The 23,136-nt window shown below is 64.6% G+C and carries 21 protein-coding genes; 14 read left to right on the top strand and 7 right to left on the bottom strand.

The window, feature by feature from the left end; translation table 11 throughout:
- Positions 1–8 precede the first annotated feature (8 nt).
- Positions 9–293: a GNAT family N-acetyltransferase gene (locus tag IB255_RS22850; protein WP_024765462.1), complete on the top strand. Its 285-nt coding sequence runs from the start codon at positions 9–11 to the stop codon at positions 291–293.
- Positions 294–506: 213 nt separating this feature from the next.
- Here the strand turns inward: IB255_RS22850 and IB255_RS22845 are convergent, their stop codons facing one another.
- Positions 507–1,583, bottom strand: a complete 1,077-nt coding sequence (locus tag IB255_RS22845) for a 3-deoxy-7-phosphoheptulonate synthase (protein ID WP_081520596.1) — start codon at positions 1,581–1,583, stop codon at positions 507–509.
- A gap of 180 nt (positions 1,584–1,763) precedes the next feature.
- Positions 1,764–2,183 carry a PilZ domain-containing protein gene (locus IB255_RS22840; RefSeq protein WP_081520595.1) on the bottom strand — a complete coding sequence of 140 codons (420 nt, stop codon included), beginning with the start codon at positions 2,181–2,183 and terminating at the stop codon, positions 1,764–1,766.
- Here IB255_RS22840 and IB255_RS22835 point away from each other — a divergent pair.
- From IB255_RS22835 to cysB, 5 genes are all read left to right on the top strand, one after another.
- On the top strand, positions 2,182–2,568 hold the full coding sequence (locus IB255_RS22835; RefSeq protein WP_081520594.1) for a thioredoxin: 387 nt from the start codon (positions 2,182–2,184) through the stop codon (positions 2,566–2,568). The genes IB255_RS22840 and IB255_RS22835 overlap by 2 nt on opposite strands.
- The gene (locus IB255_RS22830; RefSeq protein ID WP_081520593.1) at positions 2,568–3,515 is read left to right on the top strand and encodes a putative 2-dehydropantoate 2-reductase; all 948 of its coding nucleotides are present in this window, start codon (positions 2,568–2,570) and stop codon (positions 3,513–3,515) included. The genes IB255_RS22835 and IB255_RS22830 overlap by 1 nt, the downstream gene beginning before the upstream one ends.
- An 18-nt stretch (positions 3,516–3,533) precedes the next feature.
- Positions 3,534–4,445 carry a 5'-nucleotidase gene (locus IB255_RS22825; protein ID WP_081520592.1) on the top strand — a complete coding sequence of 304 codons (912 nt, stop codon included), beginning with the start codon at positions 3,534–3,536 and terminating at the stop codon, positions 4,443–4,445.
- A 96-nt stretch (positions 4,446–4,541) separates the two neighbouring features.
- Entirely contained in the window at positions 4,542–5,027 is a 486-nt protein-coding gene (locus IB255_RS22820) for a universal stress protein (RefSeq protein ID WP_081520591.1), read from the top strand.
- A 167-nt stretch (positions 5,028–5,194) separates the two neighbouring features.
- Positions 5,195–6,169: an HTH-type transcriptional regulator CysB gene (gene cysB / locus IB255_RS22815; protein WP_024765699.1), complete on the top strand. Its 975-nt coding sequence runs from the start codon at positions 5,195–5,197 to the stop codon at positions 6,167–6,169.
- Between the two features lie 54 nt (positions 6,170–6,223).
- On the opposite strand, the gene IB255_RS22810 is transcribed toward cysB, so the two are convergent.
- The 3 genes from IB255_RS22810 to IB255_RS22800 form a co-directional block, all read right to left on the bottom strand.
- Positions 6,224–7,408, bottom strand: coding sequence for an MFS transporter (locus IB255_RS22810; protein ID WP_081520590.1), 1,185 nt, complete (start codon positions 7,406–7,408; stop codon positions 6,224–6,226).
- A gap of 78 nt (positions 7,409–7,486) precedes the next feature.
- Positions 7,487–7,831, bottom strand: a complete 345-nt coding sequence (locus IB255_RS22805) for a hypothetical protein (RefSeq protein ID WP_081520589.1) — start codon at positions 7,829–7,831, stop codon at positions 7,487–7,489.
- Between the two features lie 85 nt (positions 7,832–7,916).
- The gene (locus IB255_RS22800; RefSeq protein ID WP_081520588.1) at positions 7,917–8,651 is read right to left on the bottom strand and encodes a phosphoadenylyl-sulfate reductase; all 735 of its coding nucleotides are present in this window, start codon (positions 8,649–8,651) and stop codon (positions 7,917–7,919) included.
- A gap of 189 nt (positions 8,652–8,840) precedes the next feature.
- Between IB255_RS22800 and thrH the strand changes: the two genes are divergently transcribed.
- Positions 8,841–9,458: a bifunctional phosphoserine phosphatase/homoserine phosphotransferase ThrH gene (gene thrH / locus IB255_RS22795; protein ID WP_024765701.1), complete on the top strand. Its 618-nt coding sequence runs from the start codon at positions 8,841–8,843 to the stop codon at positions 9,456–9,458.
- Between the two features lie 189 nt (positions 9,459–9,647).
- On the opposite strand, the gene pabB is transcribed toward thrH, so the two are convergent.
- A complete protein-coding gene (gene pabB, locus IB255_RS22790) occupies positions 9,648–10,991 on the bottom strand; it encodes an aminodeoxychorismate synthase component I (protein WP_081520587.1) in 1,344 nt (447 codons plus the stop codon).
- Positions 10,992–11,153: 162 nt separating this feature from the next.
- On the opposite strand from pabB, the gene IB255_RS22785 reads away from it, so the two are divergent.
- The 7 genes from IB255_RS22785 to IB255_RS22755 all read left to right on the top strand — a co-directional run bounded on the left by IB255_RS22785 (position 11,154) and on the right by IB255_RS22755 (position 21,991).
- Complete coding sequence (locus tag IB255_RS22785; RefSeq protein ID WP_081520586.1) at positions 11,154–13,862, top strand: helix-turn-helix transcriptional regulator; 2,709 nt, start codon at positions 11,154–11,156, stop codon at positions 13,860–13,862.
- A gap of 1 nt (position 13,863) precedes the next feature.
- On the top strand, positions 13,864–16,587 hold the full coding sequence (locus tag IB255_RS22780) for a helix-turn-helix transcriptional regulator (RefSeq protein ID WP_081520585.1): 2,724 nt from the start codon (positions 13,864–13,866) through the stop codon (positions 16,585–16,587).
- 231 nt (positions 16,588–16,818) lie between these two features.
- Positions 16,819–17,274, top strand: coding sequence for a DUF6160 family protein (locus IB255_RS22775; RefSeq protein ID WP_017516894.1), 456 nt, complete (start codon positions 16,819–16,821; stop codon positions 17,272–17,274).
- 90 nt (positions 17,275–17,364) lie between these two features.
- The gene (locus tag IB255_RS22770) at positions 17,365–18,126 is read left to right on the top strand and encodes a C39 family peptidase (protein ID WP_081520584.1); all 762 of its coding nucleotides are present in this window, start codon (positions 17,365–17,367) and stop codon (positions 18,124–18,126) included.
- Between the two features lie 48 nt (positions 18,127–18,174).
- Positions 18,175–19,179, top strand: coding sequence for a transporter (locus tag IB255_RS22765; RefSeq protein WP_081520583.1), 1,005 nt, complete (start codon positions 18,175–18,177; stop codon positions 19,177–19,179).
- Positions 19,180–19,197: 18 nt separating this feature from the next.
- The gene (locus tag IB255_RS22760; RefSeq protein ID WP_139791695.1) at positions 19,198–20,796 is read left to right on the top strand and encodes an outer membrane protein transport protein; all 1,599 of its coding nucleotides are present in this window, start codon (positions 19,198–19,200) and stop codon (positions 20,794–20,796) included.
- Positions 20,797–20,806: 10 nt separating this feature from the next.
- The gene (locus IB255_RS22755) at positions 20,807–21,991 is read left to right on the top strand and encodes a MalM family protein (RefSeq protein WP_081520581.1); all 1,185 of its coding nucleotides are present in this window, start codon (positions 20,807–20,809) and stop codon (positions 21,989–21,991) included.
- 156 nt (positions 21,992–22,147) lie between these two features.
- Here the strand turns inward: IB255_RS22755 and IB255_RS22750 are convergent, their stop codons facing one another.
- Positions 22,148–23,134, bottom strand: coding sequence for an alpha-L-glutamate ligase-like protein (locus tag IB255_RS22750; protein ID WP_081520580.1), 987 nt, complete (start codon positions 23,132–23,134; stop codon positions 22,148–22,150).
- Between the last annotated feature and the right edge of the window lie 2 nt (positions 23,135–23,136).

Raw genomic sequence — 23,136 nt, 5'->3', positions numbered from 1 at the left:
GAGAGCAAGTGAGTGAGTCGTTGTCCATCCAGCATGATGAAACCAGCCACCAGTTCGTAACGACTGTTGATGGTCATCGCGCCTATCTGGCCTACATGGATCTGGGCAAGCAGACGCTCGACATCTACCGCACCTTCGTTCCGGACAGCTTGCGTGGTCGCGGCATCGCCGCCGCTCTAACCGAGCATGCGCTGCAGTTCGCCGAGCGCAAGGGCTATAGCGTCATCCCGTCGTGCTCCTACGTCGAGCGCTACCTGGAACGCCGCCAGCGTCACACCGATACAGCGCTCTGACGTTCAGCGCGCTGAAATGAAAAAAGCCCGGCCAATGCCGGGCTTTTTCTTTGGCTTTTCGTAGGAGTGAGCTTGCTCGCGAATTGCCTGACGCTGGCGCTGGCGGAGACTCTGTTCGCGAGCAAGCTCGCTCCTACAGGTTCATCCCGCGAGGCGGCGGAACAATAAAAAAAGCCGGGCAGATGCCCGGCTTTTTCGTTCGTGCCTTGAGCGTCAGCCGCGCTGGCGCTTGGGCAGGACTTCCTTGAGCTTGGTGTGCATGCTGCGCACGGCCTTCTCGGTGGTGTCCCAGTCGATGCAGGCATCGGTGATCGACACGCCGTACTGCAATTGGCACAGGTCCTTCGGGATCGGCTGAGCGCCCCAGCCCAGGTGGCTTTCCACCATCAGGCCGACGATGGAGTTGTTGCCTTCGGCGATCTGGTTGGCGACGTTATCCATTACCAGCGGCTGCAGGGCGGGGTCCTTGTTGGAGTTGGCGTGGCTGCAGTCGACCATCACGTTCAGCGGAATCTTCGCCTTGGTCAGTTCCTGTTCGCACAGGGCGACGCTGACCGAGTCATAGTTCGGCTTGCCGTTGCCACCGCGCAGCACCACGTGGCCGTAGGCGTTGCCCTTGGTGGTGACGATGGAGACGCCGCCTTCCTGGTTGATGCCCAGGAAACGGTGCGGGCTGGATACCGACTGCAGGGCGTTGATCGCCACGGTCAGGCTGCCGTCGGTGCCGTTCTTGAAACCGACCGCCGAGGACAGGCCGGAAGCCATCTCGCGGTGGGTCTGGGATTCGGTGGTGCGCGCGCCGATGGCCGACCAGCTGATCAGGTCCTGCAGGTACTGCGGGGAGATCGGGTCGAGCGCCTCGGTGGCGGTGGGCAGGCCCATTTCGGCGAGGTCGCGCAGCAGTTGGCGGCCGATGTGCAGACCGTCCTGGATCTTGAAGGAGTCGTCCAGGTACGGGTCGTTGATCAGGCCTTTCCAACCGACCGTGGTGCGCGGCTTTTCGAAGTACACGCGCATCACCAGGAACAGGGTGTCGGAGACTTCCGCAGCCAGCACCTTCAGACGCTCGGCGTATTCGTGGGCGGCCTTGATGTCGTGGATCGAGCAGGGGCCGATTACCACGAACAGGCGGTGGTCCTTGCCGTCGAGGATGTCGCGGACGACCTGGCGGCCGTTGGCGACGGTGCGCAGGGCGGCGTCGGTCAGGGGGATTTCGCGCTTGAGCTGCTCCGGCGTGATCAGTGTCTCGTTGGAGGCAACGTTAAGGTCGTCGATCTGTAAATCAGCCATCGTGGTACTCAATCAGGTCACGGGTGCCGGCCGCCAGAAATCCCCGTGCGATGGGGCGCAGGCAGAGGTGTCGCTAAGGGGAACCCGAACCTTAACCGTTCAGGCGTAGCCTCGACAATGGCTCGATGCAGGAAAATGCCCGCAACACGGGCATTTGCGCGACTTTCTGCGGGGCGCTGGTCAGACCGCGCAAAACATCGGGAAGTCGGCGGCGTTCTGCGCGATCCACTCCAGCGCCAGGGTCTCGAAGGGCAGGCTGCTGCCGCTCGCCTGTTCCTGCTGGCGACGGTACTGCTCGATCTGGCACACCTGCTCGACCATGCGCGCCCGGAACAGGGTGTCTTCGTCGATGAAGGCAATGCCTACGCGGTAGTCGCTGGCCTGCTTGCGGCTCCAGGCGATGACGCCGGGGTAGCAGGCGGAGTCGCCCAGCAGGGGAATGCGCAGCTCGATGGAGGTGCCGCGGCGAAAGCCCCGTGGCGAATTGCACGCGACGCCGCCGAGGCTGATATTGTGCAACCGCTGGCGCGGCAGGAAAGTCTGTTTGCGGATGACCAGCTCGACCGGAAAATCGCACGGGTGGCGCAGGAACTGACGCATGACGGAACGCTCCGACTGCAATCTTTATAGTGGTGGCACCTTGAGTATAGTGCCGGCCCTGGAGCTGACCGACCTGGATGCCGACCGCCGGCTGCTGGAGCTGCCGGGCGTATCGCTGCTGATTTTCACCGGCGCTGGCTGCTCCACCTGTCGCTGGGCGCGGCAGGTGCTGCCGGAGTTCGGCCTGCCCATCGACCGCCTGTGCTGGATCGACGCCGGGCACAGCGGCGGCCTGGTCGAGCGCTATGAGGTCTTCCACCTGCCGTCCCTGTTCCTGGTGCGCGACGGCCACTTCCTGGGCCCGGTCCACACACCGCTGCGCCCCGAACCCCTGACCCAAGCCCTGCGCGCTGCCCTGGCGCGCCCTGCTGAGGAATTGCCTTGATGAATCTGCGAATCGGCATCATCGGAACCGGCGCCATTGGCGGTTTCTACGGCCTGATGCTGGCCCGCGTCGGCCATGACGTTCATTTTCTGCTGCGCAGCGAGTATCCCGCCGTCGCCCAGAACGGCCTGCGTCTGAACAGCCAGGTGCACGGCGCGCTGAGCCTGTCGCCGGTGAACGCCTACGACGATGTGGCGAAGATGCCGTCCTGCGATTGGCTGCTGGTGGGCGCCAAGACCACCAGCAACGCCGACCTCGCGCCGCTGATCATTCAGGCCGCTGCGCAGGGGGCGAAGGTCCTGTTGCTGCAGAACGGCCTCGCCGTGGAGGACGAGTTGCGCGCGCTGCTGCCCGACCACATCCACCTGCTCGGCGGACTCTGTTTTATCTGCGTGCACCGCGCCGAGCCGGGTGTGATCGAACACCAGGCCTTCGGTGGGGTGAACATTGGCTATCACTCGGGCTCCGCGCAGGAGGCCGAAGCGCGCCAGGCGATCGTGGAGGAGGGTGCCGCGCTGTTCCGCAGCGCCGGCCTGGACTCCAATGCCATGCCCAACCTGGAGCAGGCGCGCTGGCAGAAGCTGGTCTGGAACATCCCCTACAACGGTCTCTCGGTGCTGCTCGACAGCGGCACGCGGGCGATCATGGACAACCCCGACAGTCGCACCCTGGTGGCCGAACTGATGGAGGAAGTCATCGCCGGCGCCGCCGCGTGCGGGCACTCGCTGCCCCAGAGCATAGTCGGGGCGATGCTCAGCTCCACCGATGCGATGCCGGACTACCTGCCCAGCATGTACCATGATTTTGCCCAGCGCCGGCCGCTGGAATTGGGCGCCATCTACGCGGCGCCTCTGGAAGCTGCGCGCAAGGCGGGGCGCGAACTGCCGAAGATCGAGGCGCTATATCGCGCGCTGCGTTTCATCGACGCACGCAACCAGACTCGCTGACGAACACCGGGGGGAAGCATGGCAAAAGGGCTGGGCGACAAGCTGGTGGTGGCGATCTCCTCGCGGGCGCTGTTCGACCTGCGGGAAAGCCATCAGGTCTATGAAAGCGAGGGCGTCGAAGCCTATCGCCAGTACCAGATCGACCGCGAGGACGAAGTCCTGCCGCCGGGCGATGCCTTTGCCCTGGTGCAGAAGCTGCTCGCCCTCAACGGCGGGACCGACAGCGCGCCGGTGGAAGTCGTCCTGGTATCGCGCAACAGCGCCGATACCGGCCTGCGCGTATTCAACTCCATCCAGCACTACGGCCTGGGCATCTCCCGCGCCGCCTTCGTTGGCGGGCGCAGCCCTTATCCCTACCTCAAGGCGTTCAACTGCCACCTGTTCCTCTCCACCCACATAGAGGACGTGCGCAACGCGCTGGACGCCGGCTTCGCTGCCGCGACCATCCTTTCCGGCGGCACCCGCCGGGAAGCCAATGGCGAGCTGCGCTTCGCCTTCGACGGCGATGCGGTGCTGTTCTCCGACGACTCCGAGCGCGTCTACCAGCAGGGTGGCCTGGAGGCCTTCCAGACCCACGAGCGCGAGTCCGCCCGTGAGCCATTGGGTGGCGGCCCGTTCAAACCCTTCCTGAAGGCGCTCAATCGCGTGCAGCAGGCCTTCCCCCAGGAGTCCTGCCCGATCCGCACGGCGCTGGTCACCGCGCGCTCGGCCCCGGCCCACGAGCGGGTGATCCGCACCCTGCGCGAGTGGGACATCCGCCTGGACGAGTCGCTGTTCCTCGGTGGCCTGGACAAGGCCGCCTTCCTCGAAGCCTTCGCCGCCGACGTGTTCTTCGACGACCAGCCGATGCACTGCGAGAAGGCGCGGGAAGTGGTGGCGACCGGCCATGTTCCCCATGGTGTGAGCAACGAGAAGAAGGTCGCCGGATAGCCGCCCGGCCGCGACATCCGGCCTTCTCGGAGCGATTCGTGTTCTCCTGCTACGCTGCTGGATAGGCCCCGCCGCGCAGGCAGTCGAGGAGGCCGCATGATCCGAACGATTCTTTACGCCACCGACCTCGGTCTTTACGCCCCCTACGTCCTTCAGCACGCACTTTCGCTGGCCCGTGCCTACGGAGCCGAGGTGTATGTCGTGCACGCGGTCGAACCGCTGGGGCTGTTCGCCGAGTCCGTCCTGCAGACCTACCTGGATGAAGGCACGCTGAACGAGATGCGCACCAACGGCCTGACCAACGTCATGGGCAGCATCGAGCAGCGGGTGATGGAAGGGTTCCGCGATGAACTGGGGGAAGCGCGCCAGGACGCCGAGCTGATCCGCTCGGTGCGCGTGGTGCAGGGGGACGCGCCGATGGTGATTCTCGACGAGGCCAAGCGCCTGGACGTCGACATCATCGTCGCCGGCAGCCACAGCCATGGGGATGGCCTGAACACGCCGCTGGGGCGCACCGCCGCGCGCCTGGTACAGCTGGCCGAAGTGCCGGTCTACCTGGTACCGATGCTGCAGCACCGCTGAAGGCTTTGTGACGATACGTCGGGCAAGCCCGGAATTTCCGTGGGGCTTTAGACGAATGGCATGCAGGGCGAAAAAAAACGTCTAGTTTTATTCCTTAAACCATTAATATGGTTATAAAACGACAAGCCCCTGATGGCGGGTCGCGACATTCATTTCGAGGAAAGTCCATGAAGCTTCAGCAACTGCGCTATATCTGGGAAGTCGCGCACCACGATCTGAACGTCTCGGCCACCGCCCAAAGCCTGTACACCTCCCAGCCCGGCATCAGCAAGCAGATCCGCCTGCTGGAAGACGAGCTGGGCGTCGAAGTCTTCGCCCGCAGCGGCAAGCACCTGACCCGCGTCACCCCGGCCGGCGAGCGCATCATCACCACTGCCGGCGAGATCCTGCGCAAGGTCGAGAGCATCAAGCAGATCGCCCAGGAGTTCTCCAACGAAAAGAAGGGCACGCTGTCCATCGCCACCACCCACACCCAGGCGCGTTATGCACTGCCCGGCGTGATCAGCGGCTTCATCAAGCAGTACCCGGACGTCTCCCTGCACATGCATCAGGGCACGCCGATGCAGATCGCCGAGATGGCCGCCGACGGCACCGTCGACTTCGCCATCGCCACCGAGGCGCTGGAGCTGTTCGGTGACCTGATCATGATGCCGTGCTACCGCTGGAACCGCTGCGTGATCGTGCCCCAGGGCCACCCGCTGACCAAGGTGCCGAAGCTGACCCTGGAGCTGCTCGCCGAGCAGCCCATCGTGACCTACGTATTCGGCTTCACCGGCCGCTCCAAGCTCGACGAAGCCTTCAACCAGCGTGGCCTGGTGCCGAAAGTGGTGTTCACCGCAGCCGACGCCGACGTGATCAAGACCTACGTGCGCCTGGGGCTGGGCGTGGGCATCGTGGCCCACATGGCGGTCGATCCGAAGCTCGACAGCGACCTGGTGATGCTCGATGCCAGCCACCTGTTCGAGTCCAGCGTGACCAAGATCGGGTTCCGTCGCGGCACCTTCCTGCGCGGCTTCATGTGCGACTTCATCGAGAAGTTCGCCCCGCACCTGACCCGCGACCTGCTGGCCAAGGCCGTGCAGTGCCACAACAAGACCGAGCTGGACGAGCTGTTCGACGGCATCGAACTGCCGGTCTACTGATCGCCTCCGCTCTCGAAAAAGCCCGGCAGATGCCGGGCTTTTTCATTGCTGACTTCAGTGGATGCGCCAGCGCAGCAACAGCAGGGCGGCGAAGGCCAGCGCCGCGCCGATCAGGAAGGTCCAGCTGGCGCCGAAACTCTGCCACAGCCAGCCGGCCAGCACGCTGGCCAGCAGCATGGCGATTCCGCTCGCGAGGTTGAACACGCCGAAGGCGGTGCCCTTCAGGTCGGCTGGCGTGGTGTCGGCGATCAAGGTCGCCAGCAGCCCCTGGGTGAAGCCCATGTGCAGGCCCCACAGTGCGACGCCGACGAGCATCAGCGGCGTGGAGTCAGCCCAGGCCAGCAGCAGGTCGGCCGCCACCAGCAGGAGCATGCCGATAGCCAGCAGGCCGGTGCGGTCGGTGCGGTCCGACCACCAGCCCACCGGGTAGGCCGAGAGCATGAATACCAGGGCCATCACCACCATGACGATTGGTGTCCAGGCCATCGGCAGGCCGATGTCCTGGGCGCGCAGCACCAGGAAGGCTTCGCTGAAGCGCGCGAGGGTGAACACCGCGCCGATGCTGACCACCCACCAGTAGCGCGCCGGGAAGCTGCGCAGCGCATCGCGATGGATCGGCGAGCGGAAGCGCTGGGTGCCTTCGGCCTGTTCCGGTTCCTGGACGAAGAAGACGATGGCCAGCACTGCGACACCGGCCGGAATGCAGGCGAACCAGAACACCAGCGGCAGGTTGTTGCCCAGCCAGAGCATCAGCACGATGGCCAGCAGCGGGCCGGCGAAGGCGCCGACGGTATCCATGGACTGGCGCAGTCCGAAGCACGCGCCACGGATCGACGGCGGCGAAACGTCCGCGATCAGTGCATCGCGTGGTGCGCCGCGGATGCCCTTGCCGATACGGTCGAGCAGGCGCGCGGCGAAGATGGTCTCGCCGGAGGTAGCCAGCGGGAACAGCGGCTTGGACAGCGCCGCCAGGCCGTAGCCGAACAGCACCAGGCCCTTGCGCCGGCCGAGGTAGTCGCTGATGGCGCCGGAGAATACCTTCACGATCAGCGCGGTGGCTTCGGCAATGCCTTCGATCAGGCCCACCGCGACCATGCTCAGGCCGAGGCTGCCAACCAGGAACAGCGGCAACAGGCTGTGCAGCAGTTCGGAGGACAGGTCCATGAACAGGCTGACGAAACCCAGTGCCCAGACGGTGGCGGGAATGCGGGGGCGTCTGCGATCCGTGCCGTCGGCCATGGCGAAACATCCTTGTGCGTCAGGGAAGGAGAAAGCAGTCTGGCCGAACGGGCATCAAGAAAGCGTCAAAGGCGACGCTCAGAGGCGATCGAGGTCGTCGCGCTGGGCCAGTTCGGCCAGCGCTTCGCGGGAGTCCAGCGGGAGTTCGCCACGGCCTTCCAGAACTTCATGGAGGAAGCTCATGAACACCGTGTAGACGACCTCGCGGCCATCATCGTGGCGGACGACAAAGAACGGCGCGGTGTCCACACCGTACTGCGCGGCGACCAGCCAGCCGGTGCTGGCGGGGTTGCGCTCATCGGCGACCAGGGTGCGGTCGATTCGACTCAGATAGCCGCCCTTGACCAGGCGTTCGTGGACTTCGCGGCACTTGCGGCAGTCCTGGCCGTCGGCCAGGACCTTCTTCACCAGGGTGATGCGCATGGGATCGGCTCCGCCGCAGGCATGCAGGCGTCCGATCCTGGGCTGCGGGCTGACAAGGAAATTTCCGTCAGCCGAGGGTACGGCTTCAGGCCTTGCTGATCAAATTGCCGGCGTGCAGGCCGCACTCTTTCTGCGTGGCTTCTTCCCACCACCAGCGGCCTTCGCGCTCGTGCTGGTTCGGCAGCACCGGGCGGGTGCAGGGCTCGCAGCCGATGCTGATGAAGCCGCGCTCGTGCAGGCTGTTGTAGGGGATTTCCAGCATGCGGATATAGGCCCAGACCTCTTCGCTGCTCATGTTCGCCAGCGGGTTGAACTTCACCAGCGGTTTCTCCGGGGTGGAGAAGGCGCCGTCCACCTCGACCACGGCCACCTGGCTGCGGGTGCCGGGGCTCTGGTCCTTGCGCTGGCCGGTGGCCCAGGCGGTCACGGTGGACAGCTTGCGCTTGAGCGGCTCGATCTTGCGGATGCCGCAGCACTCGCCATGGCCGTCCTTGAAGAAGCTGAACAGGCCCTTTTCCTTGACGAACGGCTCCAGCAGGCGCGGGTCGGGGGTCATCACTTCGATGGCGATGCCGTAGTGCTCGCGAACCTGCTCGATGAAGCGGTAGGTCTCCGGGTGCAGGCGGCCGGTGTCCAGGCTGAACACCTTGACGTTCTTGTTGAGCTTCCAGGCCATGTCCACCAGCACCACGTCCTCGGCGCCGCTGAAGGAAATCCACAGCTCGTCGCCGAAGTGCTCGAAGGCAAGCTTCAGGATGTCCTGTGGGGCTTTGCTGGCATAGCTCGCGGCGATTTCCGCGATATCGAACGGGAGGCTCATCAGGCGGTATTCCTAGTTTTAATGGCGCAAGGCGCTCTGTGGGCGCGATGGTAGCAAAGAGGGGGATATGCCCCTAAATAACCATCAGGAAGGTCGACTGTGGTGTTTGGGTATAAGTGGTGCGTTGCACCGCCTGGAGCGAGCGGCTAGAGTGCCGCCTCTCAAGTCAAACCTGCGGGGAAATCGTTCGTGGAAATCGCCTGTCTCGACCTGGAAGGGGTTCTGGTTCCGGAAATCTGGATCGCCTTCGCTGAAAAAACCGGTATCGAAGCGCTGAAGGCGACGACCCGTGACATCCCGGATTACGACGTGCTGATGAAGCAGCGTCTGCGCATCCTCGACGAGCACGGCCTGAAGCTGTCCGACATCCAGGAAGTGATCGCCACCCTGAAGCCGCTGGAAGGCGCGGTGGAGTTCGTCGACTGGCTGCGCGAGCGCTTCCAGGTGGTGATCCTCTCCGACACCTTCTACGAGTTCTCCCAGCCGCTGATGCGCCAGCTCGGTTTCCCGACCCTGCTGTGCCACAAGCTGATCACCGACGAGACCGATCGTGTGGTGGATTACCAACTGCGCCAGAAGGACCCGAAGCGTCAGTCGGTCATCGCCTTCAAGAGCCTGTACTACCGTGTGATCGCCGCCGGCGACTCCTACAACGACACCACCATGCTCTCCGAAGCCCACGCCGGCATCCTGTTCCACGCGCCGGAAAACGTGATTCGCGAGTTCCCGCAGTTCCCGGCCGTGCACACCTATGAGGACCTGAAGAAGGAATTCCTCAAGGCGTCCAACCGCCCGCTCAGCCTGTAATACCGGCTGTGACGAAAAAGCCCCGCTGATGCGGGGCTTTTTTGCTCCTCGTAGGGCGAATAACCCGGAACGGGTTATCCGCCAGGACGGCGGATAATGCCGTAGGCGTTATGCGCCCTACGCGGAATATCGAGACACGCAGCTGTTGTAGGAGCGGGCCATGCCCGCGATCGCGCGCATGGCCCGCTCCTACAGGTTTTCCAAGGTCCGCAGCAGCACGCCCACCTTGGTCAGCGATTCCTCGTATTCCTCTTCCCAATTCGAGTCGGCCACGATGCCGCCGCCGGCCCAGCAGCTTGCCTGGCCGTCCTTGACCAGTACGGTGCGGATGGCGATGGAGCTGTCCATTTCGCCGCGCACATCGAGGTAGAGCAGGCTGCCGCAGTAGATGCTGCGCTGGGTCGGCTCCAACTCGTCGATGATCTGCATGGCGCGGACTTTCGGTGCGCCAGTGATGGAGCCACCGGGGAAGCTGCCTTCGAGCAGGTCCAGCGCGTCCTTGCCGTCCGCCAGTTCGCCACGCACGCTGCTGACCAGGTGGTGGACGTTGGGGTAGGTCTCCACCGCGAACAGCTCGGGCACACGCACGCTGCCAGGGCGGCAACTGCGACCCAGGTCGTTGCGCAGCAGGTCGACGATCATCAGGTTCTCGGCACGATCCTTCTCGCTGGCGAGCAGGGCATCGGCATTCTGTCGGTCGGCCTCTGGGGTGTCGCCGCGCGGGCGGGTGCCCTTGATCGGGCGGGTTTCCACCTGCTTGCCGTGGAGCTGGATGAAGCGCTCCGGCGACAGGCTGAGGACGGCGCCTTCAGGCAATGCCAGGTAACCGGCAAAGGGCGTAGGACACGCCTCGCGCAGCGCGCGGTAGGCCAGCCAGGGCGAGCCCTGGCAGGGCGCACGGAAGCGCTGCGTGTAGTTCACCTGGTAGCAGTCGCCGGCGAGGATGTAGCCGTGCACCCGCTCCAGCGCTTCGCGGTACTGCTCGCGGCTCAGGTCCGGACGGAAGGGCGCAGCAAGCTGGAAGGGCGGCAGCGCTTCATCGTCGTGGGCGTTCTCGAACAGCGCGATCAGACGCACCCGCTCGCTCGTCGCCAGTGACGGGTGGAAAACCAGCTGGCTGCTGCGCTCCTCGTGGTCGGTGACCAGCGCCCAGGCATACAGGCCCAGGCGTGCGTCGGGGAGAGCGAGGTCGTCGAGGTTCGGTTCGGGCAGGTGCTCGACGCGCCGGCCGAAGTCATAACCGAGATAACCGATCATTCCGCCGACGAATGGCAATTGCTGATTGTCCGGGACTTTTGCTTCGCCCAGGCTCTGCAAGGCGGCTCTTGCGCGGGCGAAGAAGCGCTTGGCCGATTCGTCGGCGGTTGGTGCCAGTTCTGCCAATGGCCAGGCGCTCAGAAGGTCATAGCGTCCACGTGTGGCAATGGGTCGACCGGCGTCCAGGAGTACGGCGCCGGGTGCCCGATGAATCAGGGCGAAGCGTTCGCCCGGGTCTTCCCGGTAAGGAAGCGGGTACAGAAAACAGTCAGGCATGGGTAACAGCGTGCAGGCAAATGAGGTGATCAGGTCGGCTGAAGTGTCGATCCTAGAGCTATTTCTTCAGTTTACGTAGGAAAAGCATTCTGATAAGAAGTGACGAATCCCACGCGGACAGTGCTCCGTACCAACAACGATAATGACATAGGGATACAGGCCGTGGATGTAGTGCTCGAGCCCGCAGCCGGCAGCCTTCTGCGCTCCAGATTAACACCCCCTCGGGTGCCTGCTGATTATTTGATTCGTCCCGAGGTCCAGAATGCCCTGGACCGACATCCTTATGCCTCGATCCTGTCGTTCTCGGCGCCCGCCGGCTTCGGCAAGACCACCGCACTGGCGGCGCTGGCCGGCAAGCGTGCAAGCGAAGGCCACAAGGTCGCCTGGCTCTCGCTGGAGAGTGACGACGACGATCCCGGTCGTTTCTGCCTGAAGCTCATCCAGGCCCTGGCTACCTCCGTGCCGGGCACTGGCGAGGATGCGCTGGGCTACGTGCACAACACCATGCGTGTGCCCGTGGTCGCGGTCATGGAAAGCCTGCTGATGGACCTCTCCCGCGACGAGCGCAAGGTCCTGCTGGTACTCGACGACCTGCATGAGATCACCCATTCCGACGTCTTCGCCGGCCTCAATCGCCTGGTGCAGTACGCGCCGCCCGGCCTGACCCTGGCCATCGGCAGCCGTTCCCAGCCGCCGCTGAACCTCGCTACCTGGCGCGCCAAGGGGCTGCTGCTGGAAATCGGCCAGGACGAGCTGCGCCTGTCCCGCGACGAAACCCGCGAGTACCTGGCCCGCGATGGCCTGCAACTCGAAGATAGCTGCCTGCAGTCGCTGCACAACCAGACCGAAGGTTGGATGGCGGGGGTTCACCTGGTCAGCCTGTGGCTGCGCCAGCAGCCGGGTGCTCCGGAAGACCTCAGGCTGCTCAGCAGCGACAAGGCGGCGGTGGGTGATTACCTGCTGCGCGCGGTGTTCGAACGCCTGCCGGCCGACGTGCAGAGCGCGCTGCTGTCGCTGGGCATCGCCAATCGCGTGAACGGCGATCTGGCCAACACCCTGACCGGTCGCCAGGACGGCCAGGCGCTGCTGGAGCACCTGGACAGCATGCAGCTGTTCCTCCTGCCGCTGGACCGCGACCGCCAGTGGTACCGCTTCCACCAGCTGTTCGCCGACTTCCTCCGCGCCCGCCTGCGCGAGCGCGACCCGGAGCGCTTCAAGCAACTGCACTTCAACGCCAGCCTGTGGTTCACCAATCACCACATGCCGACCCTGGCCATCGAGCACGCCTGTCTCGCTGAGGACCCGGAGATGCTAGCCGCGCTGGTCGATGGCTGCGGCCTGGAGCTGATCAACCGGGGCCAGCTCTACCTGATCTCGCGTTGGCGCAAGCATGTGCCGAACGAGATCGCCGAGCGCTACCCGATCCTCGTGCTCAGCGACGTCTGGACCCGTGCCACCGAGCTCAGCCTGCCCGAAGCCAATCGCATGATCGACGAGCTGCTGGCGCGCTGGGGCGACTCGCGCGGCAACGGCCCGATGGGCAACCAGTACCTCTCGGCGCTGGCGGTGAAAGCCGTACTGGCGCTGCAGAAAGATGACCTCGAACAGTGCATTACCCTGGCTCGCAAGGTGGAGAGCCAACTGGGGCAGAACTCGGCGTTCCTCGAGGGCGCGATCCTGCTGATCGCCGCCTTCGCCCAGGTCGTGCGTGGCCAGGCGGAGCAGGCACGTCGCCTGATGGGGCTGGCGCAGCAGCGCAACCACTTCCTCGATGGCCGCTACCTGCACATGCAGCAATGCACCATCGAAGTGGTGCTGGCGCTGGAGCAGGGACACGTCAACCAGGCGCAGATGCTCATCGAGCGCGTACGTGAGCAGGCCATGCCGCTGTTCGACAAACGCTCCCAGGCCCTGGCGTTGCCGGCCATCGCCGAAGCGCTGACGGCCTACTACCGCACCGAACTGGATGGCCTTGAAGAGCGCCTGCGCTGGGCGCTGGGCCGGGTCGACGTGGTCAATCCCATCGACCTGTACGCCCAGGGCATGCAGTGCCTGGCGCGCATCCAGCGCCTGCAGGGCCGCGGCAAGGAAGCACTGGCGACTCTGGGGTTGATGCAGACCCTGGCTTCGCGCAACCAGTCCTGGCGCTTCTTCGCCATGGCGGTGGGCGAGGAGATCAACCTGATCCTCCAGGAAACCGCCACCGACCGCTGCAAGCGCGCCGAGCAGCGGCTCAAGGCGATCGACTGGGCAAAGCTCGCCAGCCACTACAAACAGATGCCGTTCAACCCGGTGCTCTGGGTGCAGGGCATCAGCCGTGTGCGCCTGCTCCAGGCGCGCGGGCACTTCAGCGAGGCATTGCACGAAATCACCCAGCTGCGCGGCATGCTGCAGCCGGGGTGGCACGGCCTGCAACGGCTGCGCCTGGACCTGCTGGCGGCCCTGAGCTACCAGCGCCTGGGCTACCAGGAACGTTCCCACAGCCTGCTCGGCCAATGCCTGGTCGGCGCCGAGCGGGAAGGGGTGCGGAGCATTTTCATCGAGGAAGGCGAGGGGATTCGCCAGTTGCTGCAGCAGCTGGAATCCACCGAGCGACAACCGGCGCTGCAGGTCTTCATTCGCGGAATGTTGACCGTCTGGCCGGGGCAGGAAGCACGCAGGTCACCCGAGGTGCTCGAGGAAGGTCTGACCGACCGCGAGCGCGAGGTGGTATGCCTGGCGGCCCAGGGACTCTCCAACGAGGAGATCGGCCAGCAGCTGTCGCTGGCCCTGGGCACCGTCAAATGGCACCTGCACAACATCTACGAGAAGCTCAAGGTGCGCAATCGGACCCAAGCGATACGCCGTGCCCGCGAGCTGAGTCTGCTCTGACATGACGACCCTGACCACACTGCCGCAGCAGCCCATGCCGCTGCTGCGCACCAAGCTGTTCCCACCGCGCACCGACAGCGATTCGCTGCTGCCGCGCCGCGCCCTGATCGACCGCCTGTATGCCCACCGCCAGCAGCGCGTGCTGATCCTCAGCGCGCCGGCCGGGTTTGGCAAGAGCACCATTCTCAGCCTGTTCCGCCAGCGCTTGCTGGAGGGTGGCGCGCGGGTCGCCTGGATGTCCTGCGACGAGGGCGACAGCGAGCCGCAGCGCCTGGTGCAGTACCTGGTGGCGAGCATCCGCAGCGTCGAGGCGGATTTCGGCACCAACACCTCGAACCTGCTGCAGTCGGACATGACCCTGCCGCTGGAAGGCATCATCGACGCCTTCCTTTCCGACCTGCGTCGCCTCGACGGGCCGATCTACCTGCTGCTCGACGACTTCCACCAGATCCGCCACCCGGCGCTGGCCCACGGTGCGCGCTACCTGATCGAGCACCTGCCGGACAACATCCGCCTGGTCACCAGCACGCGCTATCGCCCGCGCTTCCTGGTCGACGAGCCGGGCCTGGCGCCCTGGGCCTTCTGCCTGAGCGGCGACGACCTGCGCCTGACCCGCGAGGAAACCGACACCTTCCTCACCGAACTCAAGGGGCTGGCCCTGAGCGACAGCGAGCTCAAGCTGCTGCATAAACGCACCGAAGGCTGGATCACTGCGCTGCATCTCGCGGCCCTGGCGCTGGCGCGCAACCCGGACCGCGCGGCGCTGCTCAAGGGGCTTTCCGGTACCGAGCGCGACCTTGCCGACTACCTCGCCGAGGACGTTCTGCGCAGCCTGCCCGAACCGTTGCAGCAGTTCCTCGACCAGACCTCGGTGCTCGACGAATTCTGCGCCGAGTTGTGCAACGCTCTGACCGGGCGCCGCGATGGCCTGGACATGCTGATGCGGCTGCAGAACGAGCAGTTGTTCATCATCCCGCTGGATGACCAGCGCGAGTGGTTCCGCTACCACCACCTGTTCGCCGAATTCCTCCAGGGCCGCCTGGCGCGCAACTCCGATCCGACGCCGCTGCTGCATGCTGCCGCGCGCTGGTGCGAGGGTCGCGACATGGCGGACCGTGCGATCAAGTACGCCCTGCGCGCCCGCGACTACGCCTTCGCCGCCGACCTGCTGGAGCGCCAGGGCGCCAAGCTGATTGCCGGCAACCGCGTCTACGGCATCCTCGGCATGCTCAGCAGCATTCCCGCCGAGGTGATCCGCGAGCACCCGGTGTTCCAGATCTTCTACGCCTGGCAACTGGCCTTCGAGCAGAAGTTCGCCGAGGCCGAGGCGCTGATCGAAGAGCTCAGCGTCCGGCTGCTGCAGGGGCAGGGCAAGGTGCGCCACTTCGGCATGGCCGAATTGCTCGCCGTGGCCCAGGTACTCAAGGCGCTGGTGCTGCTCTACCAGGACAAGCTGGAGGCCTGCCTGAAGGTGGCGCGCCAGTGGCTGGCGCTGGTGCCAGGCAACCAGCCGGTGTTCCGCGCCAGCCTGTCGTGCATCCAGGCGGCGGCCTATGCGCTGCTGGGTGACTACGCCGAAGCGGCGAACGCTATCGGTGTCGCCCGCGATTGCCTGCGCATGGCCGACAGCGAATACCTGCAGGTCGTCGTCAGCATGATCGAGGCGCTGATCTGCAAGGAGCGCGGTGAGCTGGAGCGTGGGCGGACCATCGCCGAGAGCGCGCGCAGCCGTGTGGAGCGGGTCTTCGGCCGGCGCAGCCGGGTCGGAGGACCGTTGTCCCTGGCCTATGCCGATCTGCTCTACGAGCAGGATCGCCACGCGGCAATCCTCGCCGAACTGCCGCTGGCCACCACCTGGCGCGACGTTGCCACACCGGTGGAGCTGATCAGTCGTGGCCAGTTGGTGATGGCCAAGGCGCGATTCTTCGCTGGTGAGGCCGAACAAGGGTTGGCCCAGCTCGACGAATGGCTGGTTGGCCTGCAGTCGCCGGGCTACGAGCGGGTGCATGCGCTGGCCATGAGCTGCAAGGTACAGCTGCTTCTGTGGATGCGCCGGCCCAACGAGGCCGAGCGCGTGTGTCTGCAACTGGCGCGGCACCTGTCAGGGCTCAACGCCGAACGCTATGCCGATGCCCACGCGGCGCTGGTGATGGCGGAGGCGCGCCTGGCGCTTTCCGAGCGCCACGCCGAACGTGCGCAGCAGCGTCTGGAATCGTGCCTGGCGGGCTTTACCTCGCCCTATCAGCGCGACCGGCGGCTACGTCTTTCGCTGTTACTTTCTGTGGCGTATTGGCAGAAAGGTAACAGCGAAAAAGCCTTCGCTCTGTTCGCCCCCACCCTCGAGGAAGCCTGGAACCTGGGTTACCGGCGCCTGTTCCAGGACGACGCCCTGTGGCTACTGCCGCTCTGGGAGGCCTGGAAAGGCGCCGAACCCAAGCGCGCATCGGCCTGGCAAGGGGTGGCCGAGATGCTTCGCGAACAGTGCCGCAGGCTCTCTGTAGATCCTGAAAGTTTCGATGAAAATCAAGATGTTAGCCATCGCGAGCGGGAAATCCTGCGGCTCGTGGCGGCGGGTTTGTCGAACCGGGATATCGCCCAGGCGGTGCATCTGTCGGAGGCCACCATCAAGTGGCATCTGCACAACCTGTTCGCCAAGCTCGGCGTGCGCAGCCGCACCCAGGCGGTACTCAAGGGGAAGAGTCTGGGACTGCTCAGCGAAGCTTGAGTCGGACGGTTGGTTTTGCGCCATCCCTTGGATGGGCTGGCAGGTTCACGGCGGGTCAGTAGCTTGGAGACCAGGACGAGAAGCTTCGTGCTTCACGAATCCATACCCGCGGCGCCTAAGGAAGAAGTCGGGGGTCTGGAAGATCGGCAGCAGCCGGTCAACCTGCAGCGGGGTAGGACGCCCCTTGCAGTGCCTGGGGCAACCCCACCTGAACACTGGAGAGTTATAACAATGAAAATCAAGCAACTGGTTCTTGCAAGCGCAGTTCTGGCCGCTCCGTTCCTGGCACATGCCGACATGAAATCCATGGATGACGCTGCACTGTCCGGTATCACCGGCCAGGATGGCATCAGCATTTCCGGTACCTTCAACGCCTCCATTGGCGCTGTCACCTACAAGGACGCCGACACCAACGGCGGTTCCCTGGTCCTGCAGGGTATCCACCTGCCGAGCGTGACCATCGCCGACAACGCGCCGATGACCGTCGACGTGGTGAAAACCAACATCACTCCGGTTGGCGGCGGCACCGCCGTAGCCACCGAGCAACTGGCCATCGGCCTGCCCACCGTGACCGGTGACGTCACCATCGACGCCGTCAAGGTAGGCACCGGCGGCGCCAGCATTGGTTCGCTGACCGTTTCCAACCTGAACCTCGCCGGTTCGACCGTGAAGGTCTGGGGTCACTGATCCCGAAGGTTGAAGCGCAGTACCCCTTGCCGGCGCCTGCCGGCGAGGGTCTTCCAGGAATGACTTCCAGAATTTGAAGCGAGGGGTGGGATGTTCGAGATTCTGCTGGGAAGCCTGCTGGGCCTGTTCGGTTTTACCCAGGCCGTGGATACCAAGCCGCAACAGCAGGGCACAGTGAACATCTCGCAGCCGCTCACGCCCAACGGTCCCTTCCGTGAGTCGGTCCAGCTCGAGCCGATGAGCCAGGTGCAGTTCCGCAACGTCATCCGCCAGGCCTACGACTACAGCTGCGGCTCGGCGGCGCTGACCACGCTGCTGGACTACTACCTGGGCCGCAACCTGGAAGAACGTCAGGTCATGGAAGGCCTGATCAAGTACGGCGAGGCCGACAAGATCGTCCAGCGCCGTGGATTCTCGCTTCTGGACATGAAGCGCTATGCCGCCGCACTCGGCTACAAGAGTGGCGGCTTCCGTGCCGAGTTCTCCGACCTGGACTCGCTCGAACACCCGGCGCTGGTGCCGATCCACTATGCCGGCTTCAAGCATTTCGTCGTGGTCCGCGACGTCTACAACGACCACGTCTTCGTTGCCGATCCTGCCTTGGGCAACATCAGTTTCACCCGCGCCCGTTTCGAGGAAATCTGGGACCAGAACGTGCTCTTCGTGATCTACCCCAGCGGCCAGGAGCCCAGGAACGCCCTGGAGCTGAAGGAGGCCGACATGCGCCTGGTGGACGACCGGACCGTGAGCCTGCTGGCTTTCCGCGAGTTCCCGGAGATGAGCAAGGTCACCCAGAACCAGATTGGCACAGCCGCCACGAACGGAGATGTCCAGTACATCCGGCGCAAGTGATCGCCCGATCGGCCCATACGAATAAGAACAAGACCAGGGGATAGCAACATGGATTTCAAGGGGTTTGCGTGCGTTGCCGCTCTGGCCTTGCTGGCAAGTACCAGCACCATCGCCGAAGAAGCGACAACCGAAGACGCGCGTGATGCGCTGGCCAAGAAGGATACCGACGCCGACAGCGCCAAGGCGCTGGAGCAGGTATTCCAGGCCGCCGAGAAGAGCTACACCCTGCTCAAGAAAGGCGAGCGCCAGCTGACCTACGGCTTCGACTACACCCTGATGCGCGACACGCGCCTGCAGGCCGTGCGCAGTGGCGAGAACGTCTACAGCGTGCTGGCCCAGAGCGAGGCGCAACACACCTTCACCAACTCGTTCACCTTCGACTACGGCATCTGGGACAACCTGACCTTCAGCATGCGCCTGCCGTTCGTGGCCAAGTACGACACCGAGCGCGACATCCATGCCTACAGCCTGGGCGACGTCTCCGCCACTCTGCGCTGGCAGCCCTGGGCCGCGCGCCGCGGCGCCCCGGTCACCACGCTCTACGCGACCCTCGGCCTGCCCACCGGCGATAGCCCGTACAAGGGCAACGTGCAGGATGACGTCTCCACCGGCAACGGCTTCTACAGCCTGGGCGCCGGCGCCAACATGTCCTACGTGATCGACCCCGTCGTGCTCTACGGCTCGCTGGGCTACACCTACAACATGAAGGTCGATGACATCCACCAGAACCAGTTCGGCGAGGAGCTGGAGAAGGTGGTGCCGGGTGACACGCTGAACTTCGCCATGGGTATGGCCTACGCGCTGTCCTACGACGTTTCCCTGGCCACCTCCTACCAGATGGCCTACTCGTTCAAGAACAAGTACTACTTCAACGACCGCACGGTCGAGGCGCCCGAGCAGACCAGCGCGATCATGAACTTCTCGCTCGGCCTGCGAACATCGCCGGACTACATCGTCAACGTGAACGCCGGTTTCGGTCTGACCGAAGACTCGCCGGATGTACTGCTGGGGGTTTCCCTTCCCCTGGATATCCAAGGCCTCAAAGCCCAGTAACCGACGAGCGACTACCACATGACTATGCGCATTTCGCCCCTCGCGGTGGCGATGGCAGGGGTAGGGTTTGGCTGGGCGACGCTCGCCAACGCCCAGCTCGCCAACGACCTGACCATCGGCAACCCCAAGGCCATGGCCATGGCCAACGCGGTCACGGCCGACTCCACCGGCATCGACGCGGTGCACTACAACCCTGCTGCCCTGACCAAGCTCAAGGGCCGCCAGACCCAGCTCAAGCTGATCACCGGGGTCATGGATATCCGCGCCGGTTTCAAGGCGCCGCCGGACTATGGTTCGTCCTCCTTCGGCCTGGACGACGACCCGGTGGCCGGTGAGAACAGCCGTACCCTGACTCCGACCATGTACCTGCCGGGCCTCGGCGGCATGACCGACATGCCGCTGCTGGTGGCGCCACTGGCCGGCCTGTCGATCAACCCGCCGGGCTCCAAGTTCACCTTCGCCACCAACGTCTACGCGCCCCAGGCGCTGGGCTATTCGCGCGACTCCGACAGCGACCCGGCACGCTACGAAGGCCGCCGCGTCTCGCTGCAGCGCATCACCTACTTCTCACCCTCGGTGGGCTACGAGGTCAACGACGACCTGTCGGTGGGCCTGAGCATCGGCTTCTCCCACCAGGCGATGGCGCTGGACACCGACTTCCGCAACCCAGGCCTGCTTACCGGCCTGTTGCAGACCCTGCACGACACCACTTGCGTGCCCGGTGCGCAGGAGATCGTCGAGCTGGTGTTCAACGTCTGCGGCGGCCGCATCGGTCCCTACGACTCGCTGGCCAACCTCAAGCTGGACATGCAGCAGACCCTGTCGCCGAGCTTCAACCTGGGCGTGCTGTGGGAACCCTACGACTGGCTGGCCTGGGGCGCGACCTACCAGAGCGAGTCGCGCATGCACCTCAAGGGCAAGTACCGCGTCGACTACACCAAGGACTGGCAGGGCTTCTGGTCCGGCATGCAGAACTCGGTGTTCGGCGCCTTCCTGAGCCCGCTGTTCCCCTACGGCAACGCCGAGGAAGAGCACGGTGTGGCGACCCTGAACATGGTCAACCCGGACAGCTTCTCCACCGGCATCAAGGTGCGTCCGTTCGACAGGTGGCAGTTCAACTTCGACCTGAAGTGGACCGACTACAGCGACTGGAACAAGCTGGAAATCGAGTTCGACAAGGAGCTCGACCTGCTGCGCATCGCCAAGAACTTCGCGCCCAACGGCGCCACCGACCATAGCATCATCCTCGACCGCGGCTACCAGGACACCTGGAGCTATGCCATGGGCGTGCAGTACGACGTCAACGACCGCCTGCAACTGCGCGCCGGGTATGAGTACCGTCCCTCGGCGATTCCCAAGGACAAGGCCGACGCCCTGGTGCCCATCGGCGATGCCGATCTCTACGGCCTGGGCCTGGGCTATCAGTGGGACAAGGACACGGTGATCGACCTGGGCTTCAACTACTTCGTCTCCAAGCAGAGCATCAAGGCGGGCACCAGTTGCAACCTGAACTGCACCGGCATCGACAACCTGGTGTACAACCCCTATGCCGGCCTCGACGTCAGCACCACGGTAAAGGCCTACGTGTTCGCCATGACTTACCGCACCACCTTCTGAGGGCAACAACATGAACAGGCTGACCCTCCTGATTTCCTGCGTCGCCGCCGTCGGCGTGGCGAGCACATCGGCGCAGGCTGCCAGCGGTCGCTACCTGTCGTGGATCGACGACAGCGGCCAGGTGCATAACACCTTCGTCGATGCCAACTACGCCCAGCAGCAGCGCCAGGCGGTCAAGCGCATCGACCAGAGCGACCGCGCACGCTTGATCGATCTCAGCGCCACCCAGTGGCCGGGTGCCCGGCCGGCAGGGGAGAGCAAGCGCCGCTACTTCACCTGGGTGGACGCTCAGGGCAACCTGCAGAACAGCTTCTACGCCGCCGGCCAGGTAGCACCCGGCCGCGCGGATTACGTGCTGCCCAACGGTGAGCATTCTTCCGAGTACATCGACGCCGAGTCCTACGAAGATCGCGGCTTTGTCCGCAGTGAGAACGGCAACCCGTACTTCACCTGGGTCGACGACAAGGGGCAGGTGCGCAACTCGCCGATCACGGCGGAGCAGCGCGGGGCGATGTTTCGTCGGGGCGAGCAGGGTGGCAGCACTATCGCCTTTACCGAAGGCCGGCAGATCGACCTGAAGGGGCGCCCGAACAACCTGCCGGGGCTCGACGGCATGGGCGAGCAGACTGACGCCATGAAGGCGCTGCTCAAGGGTAGTGGCAAGACCCTGGACGACCTCTATGTCGACCTGCAGCGGCGTTGCTGCGATCAGATGGGCGACGGTGACTTCACCGAGTTGTCGGTGGAAGAACCGCGCTACGAGGAGCTGAACAAGTTCTCGCCGAGCTTCGATTTCCCCATGGGCAAGAGCTACTTCGTGGCAATGAAGCTGCCCAGCTCACAACACGTCTACGGCTTGCGCGTGCGCAGCTTCGCCAACCACCAGGTGGTCTACCCGTCGCTGCTGTTCCTCGACGAGCAGAAGCGCCCGACGCGCCTGGTGAGTGACGCGGTGTACAAGCTCAATCCGGAGACCTGGTACCGCTATGCTTTCATCGAAGGGACAATCCCGGTGCGCGCCAACCAGGGTGAGCGTTACGTCCTGCTGCTCACTACCGACGAGGACCGCAGCCTGCAGACCCTCGACAACAAGCCCTACAAGCGCCCGCTGGAAGACTTGGCGGTGAACGAGGCCGGGATGAAGGTGCGCGAGCACGGTGACCAGGGTGGGTTTGAGCTGGCCGTAGTGCGCTGAAGCAGTTCCGTAGGGCGGATGACCCGGAACGGGTTATCCGCCAGCCTCCACGGCGGATAACGCCGTTGGCGTTATGCGCCCTACGCGCTGTCCGCGAAATCAGATGACAATGAAAAAGCCCGGCGAATGCCGGGCTTTTTTGTGGGGCAGGGCGCCTCAGACTTCCTTCGGGTGCACATGACCGAAGAGCTGCTGGGAGAAGCGCACGCGCTCTTCCACCGTCTCCTTCACGCCCTTGGCTTCCAGCTCGGCGAGATGCGCCTCGACGGCATGGGTGCGCAGGGTCAGGCCGCAGTCGTTGGCGATCTGGATGTTCAGGCCGGGGCGGGCGTTGAGCTCGAGGATCAGCGGGCCCTTGTCCTGGTCCAGCACCATATCCACGCCGATGTAGCCCAGGCCGCACAACTCGTAGCAGCCGGCAGCGAGCTTCATGAAGCCGTCCCAGTTGGGCAACTGCACGCCGTCCACCGCGTTGGTGGTGTCCGGGTGCTTGCTGATCTTGTTGTTCAGCCAGGTGCCGCGCAAGGTCAGGCCGGTGGCGAGGTCCACACCCACGCCGATGGCGCCCTGGTGCAGGTTGGCCTTGCCGTTGGACTGGCGGGTCGGCAGACGCAGCATCGCCATCACCGGGTAGCCCATCAGCACGATGATGCGGATGTCCGGTACACCTTCGTAGCTGATGCTCTTGAAGATCTGGTCCGGGGTCACCCGGTACTCGATCAGCGCGCGGTCACGGTGGCCGCCCAGGGAGTACAGGCCGGTGAGGATACTCGACAGCTGGTGCTCGATTTCCTCATGGCTGATGATCCGCCCGGAGACCGTCTTGTAGCGCTCCTCGAAGCGATCAGCGATCACCAGGATGCCGTCGCCGCCGGCGCCCTGCGCCGGCTTGATCACGAAGTCGCTGCGCTCGCCGATGATCTCCGGCAGGCGTTCGATCTCCTTCTCGGTGGAGATGATCCCGTACATTTCCGGTACGTGGATGCCCGCCTCGATGGCGCGCTGCTTGGTGATGATCTTGTCGTCGACGATCGGGTACAGGTGCCGCTGGTTGTACTTGAGCACGTAGTCCGCGTTGCGTCGGTTGATGCCCATGATGCCTTTGGCTTCCAGGGCTTTCCATCGCTTGATCAGGCCGAACATGG

Origin of the sequence: Pseudomonas sp. PDM22 (assembly GCF_014851965.1) — a bacterium.
Taxonomy (GTDB): Bacteria; Pseudomonadota; Gammaproteobacteria; order Pseudomonadales; family Pseudomonadaceae; genus Pseudomonas.
Note: the sequence above shows the minus strand (reverse complement) of the source record. Positions and strands in the feature narration are given on the sequence as shown.